We start from the raw sequence: 13,701 nt of genomic DNA on the forward strand, positions 1-13,701 counted from the left end.
ACGGCGGATGACACCAACTTTATGATCGCGGTGTAAAACAGCCTTGACGACAACGAGGCTCAACCGTGACTACTGGAAACGTACTGAACCTGACCCGTCAACGCTACCGGGGGCTCGTTTACGGTATCGCCGCCGTCGCCATCCTTGCACTCCTCGCCGGGTTGGCGGTTGGGCAGCACCTCGCCGGTACCGTCGTCTACATGGTCGGTGCATGGTTCGCCGGCGGCATTGCCGTGGTTGGGCCCGTCTGGAGCGACAGGACACTGCAGGACGAGCGCGATTACGAACTCCACAACCGGGCCAGCGGGCTACTCATCGGGATCACGATGGTCGTCGGGTTGAGTGTGTTGCCGGCAGTCTACGTTCTCGACGCCGGCGACGTCCTCGAGATCCCGGGCGTCGTCTCGGGCATCGTCCTCACGCTCTCGGCGCTGTTCCTGCTGTACGGCGTCTGTTTCGGGATCGTCAAACGACAGTACTGACCCATGCGTAATGACCTCTCCGAACGACGGGAAGCCCAAGGCGTGAGCCAGGGCGACCTCGCGCAGGCGGTCGGCGTGACGCGTCAGACGATCAACGCGATCGAACGTGATCGCTACAACCCGTCGCTCGAACTCGCCTTTGCCCTTGCGGAGCACTTCGACTGCGCTATCGAGGACATCTTCGATCCAGTCGAGATCGACCCATGAGAGTCGGTCTTTCCACCGCCGTCGACCCGTTGGACCGACAAACCGAAGAGGATCGCCACCTGTGACCCCGACACGTGCGCGTCCCGCCCTCCACCATCGATTCGTTGCCCGCTCCCGCGTGGCTCCGTGACCTCCCCGTCGTCGTCGGGAACCTCCTTCCGATCGCCGGCGTCCTCTGTTTCGGGTGGTCGCCGACGGCCCTGTTGCTCGTCTACCAGGCCGAGCTGGCGGCGATCTGCGTCTGGACCGTAGTCAAGATCCCCTTCGCCCACAAGCGACCCAACAACGCCATCGACGACCGCTTCAGGCTGCTCGGGCCACTCCAGGAGAAACGCGGTGCGGTCGGAGTGCCGGGGCGGCTCCCGCCGGTGTACCCGCGGAACGTCCCGACGCTCGTCTTCGCGGTCGTCATCGCACCCGTCGTCGTCGGACTGGCGTTCGTCGCTTTCGCACTGACGCGGCCGACGGTCACCGAGGCCGACGCGGCTGCGTTCCTCCTCGGGGGGGCCGCGGTGTTTCTCACCCGCGGGATCGACACCTACCGCGAGTACTTCCGTGGAAACGGGTATCGCGAGCACTCCCCTCGCTCGTTGCTGCTCGTTCCCTTCAAGTACCTCTTCGTCGTCGGCCTCCTGTTCATGGCCTTTCTCTCGCTTGAATCGACCGTGGAGACGACTGCAATCCTCGATCCCCGGCGGTCGGTGCTGGTCCTCGCCGTCGGGAAACTCGCCTACGACATCCGGGCGAGCCGACTCGAACGTGACGACGACCGCCGGAGCCTGTTCTCCCGGCTCTACGGGAGCAAACGCACCGAGATCGAACCCGAACCCGTCGAGACGCCGGACGCGGAACCGGGTCTCCGGACATCGATGAGTCGGACGGCGGCAATCGTCGATGCCCTGCTTCACGGGCTCGCCTATCTGGCTGGCGCGATCGGGTTCGTCACCGCTTTGATCGTCGGCTTTGGCGTGCTCGCGTCGAGCGTCGGGATCGTCGTCGTCGGCCTCGGCCTGGGCGGGTTCTTCGTGGCAGTGCGAGCAACCACGCGCTATCTCCGGTACGGGACGCTCGAATACCACTGCTACGACGACGTGCTCGTGGCCTACGACCGTCTCCTCGGGGAACCACAGGCGAAAGTAGAGAAGCATGCGATCACTGATATCACGCGCTCGGAAGGACTGATCGATCGCCTGCTCGGAACTGAGACTCTCGATTTCGACGTGTATTTGACGGACGACACGACGATGGAGCTGTTCGTCCCGGGTCCCGAAATGGTCGATACCGACGACGACGCCAACGAGAGCGTTGCGATGGTCGTCCCGCATCTCTCGGATCCCCGGTCGATCACGGAGACGCTCGGACTCTCGTGGCATCTCGACGACAGCGCAGGTGAGTGAACGGGTGCGTTGGGCCCCCGGACAACACCGCCGCCGAACGCGGTTCAAACGCCCCTTTGACCTTCTGTCAGGTATATGAGCGTGGGTCGAATACGGTGAAACGTGGAGGTGTCACGATGCCGCTCCTGAAATGTTCCCACTGTCCCCGACGGTTCGACTCGCTCTCCGACGTGCGCGAGCACGTCTCCCGTGACCACGAACAGAACACGCACGGACACACGGGACGCTGATTTCGTCCCGGAACCCGTAGACCGGCCCCGAAACGACCCGTCAGAGACTGTTTCACGTCCGGAAACGCTGGCCACTGTTTGACGGCCCATCACCGCGTAGCCGCCTGTGCCCGCCCAGGTCGGAGGCGGGGGGCCAGTATCCGGCCCCGGCTTGCCCGCCGGTTGTCGCTTCCCACCCTAACCCGCCCTGTTTTCCGTTCTGTTTCCGACGGCGATCACCCACTTTCGCGCGCAATGTCGTCGAAGGCGTCGAGTAGTTCCGTCGCTTCCCCCAGGAGTCGGCGCACGCGTCGTTCAAGCCGCCGTGACCGTTCCTGCCTGCGCTGGTAGGCCTCGTGGGACTCGCGCTGATCGGCCGGGAGTTCGGCCGCGATGACCTGTCGCTTCGCTTCGACGCTGAAGTACTCCCCCAGCGTCGCGTACCCGAGGATGGTACACTGCTGAGTCACGGCCGCCCGGACGTCCTCGCGATCGACCGGCTTACAGAGGTAGTCGTCAAACGGCATGTCGAGGACGTCGAAGTCGGGATCGATCGCCGTGACCATGATGACCCGCCCGGTGAACGTCATCGCCGCGAGTTCTTCAAGCACGTCGTCGCCGGATATGCCGGGCATGTGCCGATCGAGGAGGATGACGTCAATCTCGCGATCGCGGACGGTCTCCAGCGCTGTCTCGCCGTCGTAGGCAGTCTCGACGTCACAGAGCCCGCGCAGGCGGAGCGCGTAGGCGTCCGCGACCTCCCGTTCGTCGTCGACCACCAGCGCGTTCGGGAGTTCGTCGGTGGCACCCATCGGGCACAGTTCCGCGGCGACCGCTCTTGAATGTTCCCCGCGCACGGTGGCGCGGGGAATCCTGCTCTCACGAGGGCAGGCTTCCTGTTTCCACGACGTGACTTGCAGACACAGATTCAAACTGAATCGTGTCCGTAGCGGTCACAGTCTCAACAGGCGTGTCTTCGGGCCATCCCAGCCCTAACTCCTGAAAGCCTCTCTGCAACACGTTCATCGCCGCATTCGCGTCCCTATCCGTCTCGAATCCACAGGAGGGGCAGGAGTGTTCCCTGATCCAGATGGGTTTCGCCGTTTCCACGCCACACCGAGCACACTCTTTGGTTGTTCCCTCGGGTTCGACCTGCACGACGTGCGTGCCGTGCAGGTCGGCCTTGTATTCGAGGAGCGTGATGAATTGTCGCCACGCCGCGTTCTGCTTGTTCCGGGCGTTTCCATCGCCCTGAAGCATCCCCTTCACATTGAGATCTTCCACGAACACCGCATCATACTCACGGACGAGATACTTCGTTATCTTGTGCTGGTAGTCCAGCACTTTGCGACGAATCCGACGCTTCACCGTAGCGACCTGCTTCCGTTGCTTCTCGTAGTTGTTCGACCCCTTCTCCTTTCGTGAGAGGGTGCGTTGCTCGCGGCGCAGACGCTCGTATTCGTCTTCGAGATCAAGCCACTCCACTGTCGTTCCGTCCGACGTGTGGATGTAGTTGAGAATGCCGAGGTCGATACCCACGCTGTTGCTCGCGTCCAACGAGTCCACGTCAGGCTTCTCGGGGAGGGCAGCATCGTCGATTTCCAGCCCGAAAGAGACGAACCACTCGCCAGTTGTCTCCTGTTTGACCGTGACTTCTTTAATCGTGGCGTGGTCAGGGATTGGACGTGAGTAGCGGATTTTCACCCACCCAATCTTACTGAAGCGGACGTACGCGTCTTTGTCGTGGCCCCTCTTTTCATCGAGGTCGAAACCACTTTGGTTGTACGTCACACTCCGGTAATCACTGGGCGCTTGGCGTGTGAGCCGACCGACGTTGTACCCCCTCTCCTTGAGTTTGCTCAAGACAGTGAGATTGTGGTGGAAGCGTGCGACGGTGGCTTGGGCGGCTTTCGAGTGTAGATCACTGAATAGCGGCCACTTGCGCTTCCACTCGGGGAGTTTGTTGTTCTGTTCGTACTCGCTCGGCTTGTCGTCCGCGGGGCTATTCTCGTAATCCCAGCGGACGTGGTTGTAGAGTTGGCGATGAACATCGAGATGGTGCTCCAGCCGCTCCGCTACCGCTTGTGTCGGGTAAGCTTGGTAGCGGTAGCTGTATTCCATCGCTATCTATTGGTTAGAGATATGTCGACTTAATGGTTTGTGTCCTGGTGTGACGGCTTCATCCCCGACCACGGTGGGTCAGGGTATTCGCCTCGCTCTTTATATAAATGCCGGCCCTTCCGGCGACGGACAGCGGCGTTCCTCGCCCCCATGCCGAAATCGAGGGGTGCCGACCGGCGTTGATCGCTCGTGTCTGTATAGCTAGAGGGTGTCGAAGACCGCCGCCTCGATAACTAGCTGCCATCGATACGGCCCCGGGACACCTCTCCCGATGTACAGATGTCGAGCGAACCACTCCGACCCCGAGTTGGTCCCGACGCACCGGCAGCCACCCCCTCCGCCACGGATCGAAACGACGAACGGCACCACGACGACCCGACGGCGCTGCTCGAAGCCCTTGGCGACGAGTACACGCGAGCGGCCGTCGAGGCCGTCCTCGATCAACCCCGGAGCGGGCGGGAGGTCGCGGCGGCAACCGACATGTCCCGGCCGACAGCGTTCCGACGGCTCAACGCGCTCGTTGATCTCGGGATGCTCGAAACCGAGCACCGGATCGACGCGGCCGAGGGCCACCACCACAAAGTGTATCGCCCCGTCGTCGACTCGGTTGCGGTGACCTTCGACGACGGCGAGATAACGGTGGTCCTCGAATCAGCCCGCCCGTCCGGCCCCCACGTCGAGCAGTCGACGCCCGTCCCGGCGAACGACTGAGCAGTCGCGTCTCAGCCGGATCTCGCGACCCCCGGTATCCAAGTGGCGCGGGCCGCCAGTCGAACCCACACGCCAGCGATCACGGGCAGATATAGTCGGCCCCTGCTCTCGGCCGGGGCCGCCACGTCGATGGCTTCGGACCGACGCGACAGTCGATAGACCACGGACACATGGCGCCCCTCACTGTACTCCGCCTCGGTATCACCGCGTTCGCGGCGCTGGTAGCTGTTGGGCTGGTCGTAACCCTGCTGGGCGATCGCAAACGGGGCAGTGCCCGGGCACTCCTGGGCGTCGGCCTGGCCACGGCCGTGGGCACCGTCCTGCACCTGCTGGTCGCCGATCTCACGCCGCCGAACGCGACGCTCGCGGTGACCGGCTGGGACCTCGATGCGACGGCGTGGGTCGTGGTCGGGACGACTACCGCGGTGATCGTCGGCGGGCTGTGGGTACTGTTCGCGTTTCGATACACCGGTCGGTCGCGACGCGTAACGCAGGTGACTGCGGGGATCGTCGCGGGAGTGTCGCTCGGTGCCGTCGCGATCGCGGGGGTCGCACTCGGTGACCCGTCGACGATCGCCTTTCAGCTGTTGACGGTGGCGTACCTCCTGGTGGGATTTCTGGTGACAATCGGCGTGTTCTTGCTCCTGTGGACGTCGATCGGACAGCAGGCAGTCCCGCTCCGGGAACCGGTGTTGCTGTCCGCCGGTGCGATCGTGTTGCTCGCCGGGAGTTTCGTCGCGCAGCTATTCGAACGGCCGATCCTCCTGCCCGCGCTCACGTCGGTTGGGTGTGGGCTGGTGGTGGTTGCCGTCGTTCGTTACCCAGTCTTCGAGACGCCACCGGCCGCACGGGTTCTGGGCCGCGATCGGGTTGTCGACGAACTGGCCGACGGCGTGCTCATCGCCGACCGGCGGGGGCAGCTGCACGACCTCAATCCTGCCGCGGAACGGCTGTTCGACGTCTCGCGGGCGTCGGCCCTGGACGAGCCGATCGAGTCGCTCTTCCCGACGCCCGTCGCTCCGGGGGAGCTAGCGGGGGACGGGGAACCGCTTCGAGTCGAACTCGCGGACGGGACGACGCTATCCGTGACGGCCGATCCTGTCACCGACGGGAGAGACCGTTCGTTCGGCTATCTGGTTCGCTGTACGGACGTGACCGACAGACGACAGCGGGAGGAACAGCTAACCCTGCTCAGTCAGTTCCTCGTCGAGGTGGTCCGGGGACGCATGGCCGCGGTGGCCGACGAGACGGCGTCGTGGACCGCCGAGCCGGGGGATGGCGACGCCGCGGCGCTCGCGGATCGGATCTGGGAGCGGACGACCGAACTCACGACGCTCGTCGCGGGGACGCGCTCGATCGAGCGTGCCATCGCCGAGGGGGCGGTCACCCCGGAGCAGCGACTCGACATTCGGCCCGTCGTTCGTGAACTCCGTGACTCGATCGCCACCGAGCCGGGTCCACAGATCGCGATCGACGTGCCCGGAGAGCCGATCGATACCACAGTGACCCCGACCTTGCTATCGTCGCTCCTCGAACCAGTGCTCGAAGACGCCTGTGGCAACGCAGTGACGCGGGTCGAGATCGCCCTCGACACTGACGGGCCGGCAATCCGGATCACCGACGATCGCCCGGTTGGGGCCGAGTGTGGGGAGCAGGAACGCGACGCCGACCTCCCGCTTGCGGTCACACGCCTGGCGCTCGAACAACTCGGTGGACAGCTCTCGGCGGAGCGGACCGACGACGGGCGATGGGCGGTCGTCGTTGGGCTCCCGACGGCTGACGCACGCGGAGCGGCCCCACCGGCACCGGGCGGGGGTGACGGAAAGTGATCCGCCCCGTCTGGACCGTTCTCGGTGTCATCGTGCTGGGGGCTGGGGTCCTGATCGCGGGGCGAACCGCACGGCGCGAGCATCCGGGGGCCGTCCCGTACGCGCTGGTCGCCATGCTGCTGGCCGGCCTCGGCGCGACGATCGCGTTGGGCCGCTCCGGGGCAGTGCCGATCGAACTCGACGCGGTCAGCGAGTTGCTCCTCATCGGGGGGTACGCCTTCGTGTCGCTGTTGTGGATCGCGTTCGTCTTCGAGTACACCGGCCGCGGGCCGGCGATCACGCCGTGGCGCTGGGTGGTGATCGTGGTCCTGGGCGGCCTGACGGTCGCGAGCACGGCGGTCACGTGGGGCCAGCAGACGGGCAGGATACGGCTGGGCCTGCTCGGGCAACTGTCGTATCTCACGACGTTCGGCCTGCAGGTGACCGTGTTCTCGCTGGGCTTGCTCGGCGTGATCTTGCTCGTCAGGTCGGCGGTGGCGTATGACGACCTGCCACTTGGCTCCGCGGTGGCGTTCGTCTTCGCAGGGGTCGGGATCTCGTTTCTCCCGCTCTCGATCGGGTACGGCGGCCGAGTGGGCGGCGCATCGATCTATGGCGTCGTCTTCCTCCAGTTGATCGCTATCATCGCAGTCTTCGCCTGGATCTCGTTCGGTACCGACGCCTTCGAGCGCGCGGCTGCGGCGGGGCATCTCGCACGCGAGACTGCCCTCGACGCGATGTCCGCGCCCGTGATCGTCGTCGATCGAACCGGCCGACTGCTGGACGTGAACCGGGCCGCCGCGGACACCTTCGGCGTCGGGACCACCCGACTCCGGGACCAGTCGCTCGCGGACGTGGTAGACATCCCTGAGGATCCGTCTGTCGAGCAGCCGATCACGCTCAAGACAACCGCCGGGCGACGGGAGTTCGTCGTCGACCGGACCGCGATCGACGAGGGCCGCGGCCGTGCCTACCGGTTCGAGGACGTGACGGATCGTCGGACCCGGGAACAGCGGATTCAGGTCCTCAACAGGGTGATCCGACACAACCTCCGGAACGACCTCGACGCGATCCGCGGGTTCGCGGAACCGATCCGCGACGGGGAACTCCCGGCGGCGGAGGCCAGTCAGTACGTCGACCGGATCGGAACGCTCGCGAGCGGGCTGGTCGAGCTCGCCGACGCCGTCGAGCGATCCGAGCGCGTCCTGACGGAGGCACGCCTCGATCGCGAAGCGTGTGACCTCGTCGCGATCGTGCGGTCGGTCGCCGACGGGGGCGTGGACGGCGACATCACGCTCGACACGCCGGCGAGCGTCAAGCTTCGATCCGATCGCGACGCCATCGAACTCGTGGTCGTGGAACTGCTCGAGAACGCCGTGACCCACACCGACCGGGAGACACCGTCAGTGACGATCCGCGTCCGCTCGACGGCCGCCGGTGGGCGGATCGAGGTCGCAGACGACGGCCCGGGGATCCCACCCGAGGAGCGGGCCGTCCTCCTCGACGGTGAGGAGACGCCAGTCAGACACGGCAGTGGGATCGGCCTCTGGCTGGTCTACTGGACCGTAACGCGGCTGGGTGGGGACCTATCGTTCGGAGACCGGGAGCCACGCGGGAGCGTCGTGGTCGTCGACCTGCCGGACTTTGCCACGTCGAGCCGCCCCGAGCGGACGGCGGAGGGAGCGTAACTATGGTCACGACGAGGTGTGTAAAGACATCGTTTATGGCGCTGGTCGCCAAACGCTTCCGTCAAGCTGGCCGGTCACCGGCCCAGCCCTCGCTATACCCATGACAGCCCTCCACCGACGTCGGTTTCTGGAACTCGGCGCGGCCGCGACTGTCGTCGCACTCGGCGGCTGCCTCGCGGACGACGATACGCCGTCCTACGCGGAGTGGATCCCGGCGACAGCTGGCGGCGTCCGCGTCGGCTATTTGGACTTCAGTATCGCAAGAGAGACGACGGCGGGCGAGGAACTGTTGCCGCTGATCCTTCCCGCGGACGCGACCGGCGGCCCCGGCGAAGTCCTGACCGAGATTTCTGGCGCCGACAGTGTCGATGATCCGTTGCTCACCTGGCCGCTTGAGATCGGCGGGCGGCTGGTCGCCGGAGCCTCCATTGCCATTGCCGTGTCCGGTCTCGACTATCTCATCGATCCGGCACAGCCCGACCGCGGTATCGACGAGCTGTTCATGGCGGATACCGTGGCCGTCGGACGGGGCGAGATCGACCTCGACGAAGCCACAGAGCGGTTGCGTGCCGGATCCGACGACCCCACTGGTGGCATACAACTCGAAGAAAGCGGGTCGATCGGGGAGTTCACCCTGTACGAACCGAGCGACGACGAGACACTGGACGGCGTCACGGCGATCAGTGAGACCGCCGTCCTCGTCGCCGATACGAGCGAAGCGATCCGAGGCGTCGTCGAGGCCACGGCGGACGACCGCGCCAGGGAAATCGAGGAGACCGAACCGTTCAGGTGGCTACTGAAGACGGCTGGCGACGGCCACGTCGCGGGCGGGTGGCTGGGACCGATCGACCTCGGGGACGCGTATTTCGGCGATCCGGCCGAGCGTCCCGTAGCCGACCTCCTCAGGGAAGACGACGACGTTCTCGCGTCGGTGCGTTTCGACGCCGACAGCGGCGAGGTCACGGCTGCCCTCGCCGCCCGGCGTCCGCTCGAGGACGCGACCGCCGAGCAGTTCGAATCCCGGTTCGGGTCCGAGAGCGAAGACCACTCGGTGACGGTCAAAGACGAACGCGTGACCGCAAGCGGGACCTACAGCGAGGACGTGCTCGACTTCGAGTTCACCCGGCCCGACCGGACGGCGACCGGGGAGCCAGACGCGAGCGAGGCCGTCGATCCGCCCGACGCGGTCGCGAAAGCAGTTCCCGAGGGGGCCTTCGAGTTTACCTACGTGGAAGGCGACAATCGCGTCCGGGTCGGGATCGTCAAAGAACTCCAGGCCGACGAAGTCACGTTTTCAGCCGTCCAAACGGACTCCGAGGCCTCGACGACGACACCCCGATCTGGCCTGTACATGTACCTCTACGTCGATCCTACTGGCGATACGGTCATTGTGACGGCCACCGTCGACGGCACGTCCGGCGTCGTCGCTCGGAAGGAATTCCCCTGATACTGGTAATCCAGCCGCCGCTCAGGTTCGTATCACGATGGTGTTTCCCACCCGGTCACCGAGCCGTCTGTCCGATTTCGAGACCGCGATCGTGACGATCCCGACCAGGTAAACGAAGGGCAACCAGTCGATGAGCCGGAAGAGGTTCCGAAGGAGCGAGCCCAGAAACGACGGCGGTGAGCCGTCCGGTCGCGTCACCGTGATGCTGACGAGGTACTTCCCGACGGTCTTGCCCCACCGCCATTCCAGCACCGTGTGATAGCAGATCGAGACGGCGAGCCACAGCGCCAGTCCGACGACTGCAGGGCCACCTTCGAGATTCGTCTCGATCCCCTCGCTCGTCGTCTGTAAGTCGCCGCTCACGAAGCCGACCGCGGAGACGACGACCATGAACAGGGCGATCCAGACGATCGAGTCTATCGCCATCGCGACGCCGCGAATGCCGACGCCACACCGCCGATCAGTATTCGACGTCATTATCGTCCGAGACGTGATCGCCAGGACCTAAAGAGCAGTATCGTTCGTTTCTCCCGGTGAAACATACCACTCCTGATTTGTCCCTTGACCCCGTTGGGACCAATATGGGAACGTTCGAATTATCTACACAAGAAGTGGACACGAGTCCCGAGACTGCACCGAACCCTGCCTTCGACCGGCCACTCGACTGGGTGATCGGCGGGGCACTAGGCGTGTTGGGCCTCCTGGCTGCCCTCGGGGGCGCGGTGTTTTACTTCGGGATCGATCGGTCGGAGATAGCGAGGCTCATCCGGGAGCGCGGGTTTCAGTCCGACATGCTCACCGAAGCGGAGGCGATCTCCGCGACGGTCTCGCTCGGTGAATGGGGCGGCCTGGGCCTGGTCGCTGCCGGCATCTATACCGTGCTGCTGGGCGTTGCCGTCGTCGTGGCACACGGCCGGGCACGGCGTAGTGGCCGAAGGACGCCGCGATGGATCGTCGGCGTGGCCGGCGCAGTCGTCAACGTCGTTCTCAGCGTCATCCCGCTCTCACCGCTCCTCGGTGGCGGGACCGCGGGGTACCTCTCGGCTGACCGCGAGACAAGCGGCATCGCGGCTGGCACGTTCGCCGGCCTGTTCACGATCATTCCGGCTCTCATCGGCCTCGTGTTCGTGAGCGTCGGGGTGTTCACGGGGTTTCCCGAATCGATGAAAGCGACCGGTGTCGTCGTCCTCGCGATCGTGGCTGCCCTCACCACGACGTACTTCGTCGGGCTGAGCGCTCTCGGCGGCTACATTGGACGCCAGCTCCAGTCCTGAGAGCCGAATGGGGGAACACCCTTAACAGCCCGCCACACGGTGATGCAACACGATGGACACCGGGTTCGAGCACGCACCGATCGGAATCCTCGAAGTGAGTCCGGACGGCGTCGTTCGGGACGGCAACGACGCTGCGGCGTCCATGCTCGCGGTGGACGCGGCCGCCAGTGCCGGCGAGCCGATCGATACCGTCTTTCCGGCATCCGTCGAGGGGCGCGTCCCTCAGGCGTTCGAGACGCCACCGGACGCGGAGCTGTCCTTCGTGGAATACTACCCGGAACTGGATCGGTGGCTCGCGGTCGATCTCGTCCCCGGTGACGACGCCGTCTACGTCTACCTCCGGGACGAGACCGACGGCCGCCGACGCGAGCAGCGACTCGACTCGCTACGATCGGACCTCCGCCGGCTGACGATCGGAAACGAACTCATCGCGGACGTGCTGGGCGACCTCGTCGGGGCCTCGACGCGCGAGGAGATCGCCGAGACCATCTGCCGGCGGCTGGGCGGGACCGACATCTACGCGTTCGCCTGGGTCGGCGAGCGCGCGGTCGGATCCGGGGAAATCGTGCTGCAGGCCGCCGCTGGGACGACCGGCCGCACGCTCGAACAGCTCAAGACGGCACTCGACGGCGACGCGGATATCCCCGAACTGCGTACGATCGAACGGGGCGCACCGACGATCGTCGGGTCACTCGGCGAGGACAAGTCCGTCCCTGAAGACATTCGTCGAGCGGCGTTCGCCGACGGGTTGGGATCGCTGCTCGCGGTGCCGCTGACGTACGGATCGAGCGTCTACGGCGTCGTCGGTATCTACGCGGCCGAACGCAACGCCTTCTCCGAACGCGAACGCGAGAGTTTCGGGACCGTCGGGGAGATGGCCGGGTTCGCCATCAACGCGACCCGCAACCGGTCGTTGCTCTCGTCCGAACGGGTCGTCGAGCTCACGTTCCGGTTGGCAGATCCCGCCGCGCCACTCGTCGCCACGGCCGCCGAGACCGACGCCCGGATCGACGTGACAGGCGTGCTCGCGCAGGGCGAGGAGCTTCGCTGTTACGTCGACGCCGATACCGAGCGGTCCCCGGACGAAATCGGCGCGGTGCTGGCGGACCACGAGTCGGTGATCGAGACGCGAACCGTCGCCGAGTACGACGGCGGGGGCTCGATCGAAGTCGTTCAGCGCGCCGAGACGCCGCTCGGGCAACTCCTCAGTCAGGGCGGCACAGTCCAGTCGGCCACGTTCGGCCCGGACGGCGATCGGGTCGTCGTCGACCTCCCACCGTCGGAAGACGTCCGCCGGATCGCCGACGCGATCACCCGCCGCTACGATGCCGCCGTGATCGCAAAACGGGAACGCCGACGGGACGAACGGACGACCGGGGAAGTCCGGGACAGCGTGACCGACAGGCTGACTGACCGGCAGGAAGAGGCCCTTCGGACGGCGTTCTTTGCGAATTACTTCGAATCACCACGCGGCAGTTCCGCCGAGGAAGTCGCCGATGCCCTCGGGATCACCGGGCCGACGCTGTTGCATCACCTCCGGGCCGGACAGCGCAAGCTCCTGGCGGACGTGTTCGAGGCGACCGATCGACGGCCCGACGTGGACCGGTCAGCGACTGACGGCTGACGGCCGAGCGACTCGGACGGAAGTTCAGGCGTGTTCTTCGTAGGGCTGGACGACGACGAACCCGCCGGGATCGGTGAACTCCATCTGGAAGCGTTCGCCGGACTCCTGGCCGATCATGTCCGAGAGGTTGGTGTTGACCTCGACCTCGGGCGCGGTCGCGCTCCAGGCAACTGTCGCGCCCGGATCGGTCGTGACGGGCGGTTCCATCACGACCGGATCGCCGTGGGTGGTCAGCGCGACGTGACCGGGGCCTTCGAGTGCGACGTTGGTGAACCCGCCGGCAAAGGCTCCGGCGAGGCTGTCGATCTCGGTAATCTCGTAGGACAGTCCCGACTCGAAGGCGAGGATGTCCTCGCCGTTGACGGTGAGTGATTCGCCGTCGTCCAGTCGGAGGATCTGGATTTCCTTCCGCTGATCGGCGAGATAGAGGTGGCCCGATCCCTCGACGCGCATGATCGGCGTCCCCTCGCCGGTCGCGGCTTCCTTGATGAAGCCGGTGATCCCGCCTTCCGGAGTCGCCTGGCCGGTGAAGGTGAGGTCGCCGGTATACGCGACCATCGAGCCGGCCTTCGCCAGCAGCGACCCTGAAACGGCCACGTCGAGCGTGTATTTGTTCTCCAGGTCGAACGTCTCCTCGGTCTCTGTCGGTGCGTGTTCGGCGGTAAATTCGTCTACGTTCATCGTTTCACAGAGCCGTGTGAACAGACTCCGGGTTCGAATCAGTTCGCCGAAC

At 65.5% G+C, this 13,701-nt stretch carries 13 protein-coding genes; 9 read left to right on the plus strand and 4 right to left on the minus strand.

Translation table 11 applies throughout. The features are described 5' to 3' along the window. The first annotated feature begins 65 nt into the window (after window positions 1-65). The 3 genes from SVXhr_RS14270 to SVXhr_RS14280 all read left to right on the plus strand — a co-directional run bounded on the left by SVXhr_RS14270 (window position 66) and on the right by SVXhr_RS14280 (window position 2,086). A complete protein-coding gene (locus tag SVXhr_RS14270) occupies window positions 66-482 on the plus strand; it encodes a DUF2178 domain-containing protein (protein ID WP_275738181.1) in 417 nt (138 codons plus the stop codon). A 3-nt stretch (window positions 483-485) separates the two neighbouring features. Further along, on the plus strand, window positions 486-689 hold the full coding sequence (locus SVXhr_RS14275) for a helix-turn-helix transcriptional regulator (protein WP_275738183.1): 204 nt from the start codon (window positions 486-488) through the stop codon (window positions 687-689). A 74-nt stretch (window positions 690-763) separates the two neighbouring features. Continuing rightward, a complete protein-coding gene (locus SVXhr_RS14280) occupies window positions 764-2,086 on the plus strand; it encodes a DUF6498-containing protein (RefSeq protein WP_275738184.1) in 1,323 nt (440 codons plus the stop codon). Window positions 2,087-2,531: 445 nt separating this feature from the next. Here the strand turns inward: SVXhr_RS14280 and SVXhr_RS14285 are convergent, their stop codons facing one another. Beyond that, window positions 2,532-3,107, minus strand: coding sequence for a response regulator (locus SVXhr_RS14285; RefSeq protein ID WP_275738186.1), 576 nt, complete (start codon window positions 3,105-3,107; stop codon window positions 2,532-2,534). Between the two features lie 67 nt (window positions 3,108-3,174). Next, window positions 3,175-4,416: a transposase gene (locus SVXhr_RS14290; protein ID WP_275738188.1), complete on the minus strand. Its 1,242-nt coding sequence runs from the start codon at window positions 4,414-4,416 to the stop codon at window positions 3,175-3,177. A 279-nt stretch (window positions 4,417-4,695) separates the two neighbouring features. Between SVXhr_RS14290 and SVXhr_RS14295 the strand changes: the two genes are divergently transcribed. The 4 genes from SVXhr_RS14295 (at window position 4,696) to SVXhr_RS14310 (ending at window position 10,070) form a co-directional block, all read left to right on the plus strand. Further along, window positions 4,696-5,127, plus strand: a complete 432-nt coding sequence (locus SVXhr_RS14295; protein ID WP_275738190.1) for a winged helix-turn-helix domain-containing protein — start codon at window positions 4,696-4,698, stop codon at window positions 5,125-5,127. A gap of 170 nt (window positions 5,128-5,297) precedes the next feature. Next, window positions 5,298-6,956 (plus strand): PAS domain-containing protein, encoded by a 1,659-nt coding sequence (locus tag SVXhr_RS14300; protein ID WP_275738192.1) that lies wholly within the window; start codon window positions 5,298-5,300, stop codon window positions 6,954-6,956. Then, window positions 6,953-8,623 carry an ATP-binding protein gene (locus SVXhr_RS14305; protein ID WP_275738194.1) on the plus strand — a complete coding sequence of 557 codons (1,671 nt, stop codon included), beginning with the start codon at window positions 6,953-6,955 and terminating at the stop codon, window positions 8,621-8,623. Before SVXhr_RS14300 ends, SVXhr_RS14305 begins: the two co-directional genes overlap by 4 nt. A 100-nt stretch (window positions 8,624-8,723) precedes the next feature. Continuing rightward, entirely contained in the window at window positions 8,724-10,070 is a 1,347-nt protein-coding gene (locus SVXhr_RS14310; protein ID WP_275738196.1) for a hypothetical protein, read from the plus strand. A 21-nt stretch (window positions 10,071-10,091) separates the two neighbouring features. Here the strand turns inward: SVXhr_RS14310 and SVXhr_RS14315 are convergent, their stop codons facing one another. After that, complete coding sequence (locus SVXhr_RS14315; protein ID WP_275738198.1) at window positions 10,092-10,547, minus strand: RDD family protein; 456 nt, start codon at window positions 10,545-10,547, stop codon at window positions 10,092-10,094. A gap of 134 nt (window positions 10,548-10,681) precedes the next feature. Here SVXhr_RS14315 and SVXhr_RS14320 point away from each other — a divergent pair, with 134 nt between their 5' ends. Both SVXhr_RS14320 and SVXhr_RS14325 read left to right on the plus strand, forming a co-directional pair. Next, on the plus strand, window positions 10,682-11,344 hold the full coding sequence (locus tag SVXhr_RS14320) for a DUF5518 domain-containing protein (protein ID WP_275738200.1): 663 nt from the start codon (window positions 10,682-10,684) through the stop codon (window positions 11,342-11,344). A gap of 52 nt (window positions 11,345-11,396) precedes the next feature. After that, window positions 11,397-12,968 carry a bacterio-opsin activator domain-containing protein gene (locus SVXhr_RS14325; RefSeq protein ID WP_275738202.1) on the plus strand — a complete coding sequence of 524 codons (1,572 nt, stop codon included), beginning with the start codon at window positions 11,397-11,399 and terminating at the stop codon, window positions 12,966-12,968. Window positions 12,969-12,992: 24 nt separating this feature from the next. On the opposite strand, the gene SVXhr_RS14330 is transcribed toward SVXhr_RS14325, so the two are convergent. Then, the gene (locus SVXhr_RS14330) at window positions 12,993-13,649 is read right to left on the minus strand and encodes an AIM24 family protein (protein WP_275738204.1); all 657 of its coding nucleotides are present in this window, start codon (window positions 13,647-13,649) and stop codon (window positions 12,993-12,995) included. Window positions 13,650-13,701: the final 52 nt, after the last annotated feature.

It is taken from the genome of Halorhabdus sp. SVX81 (assembly GCF_029207715.1).
Lineage (GTDB): Archaea > Halobacteriota > Halobacteria > Halobacteriales > Haloarculaceae > Halorhabdus.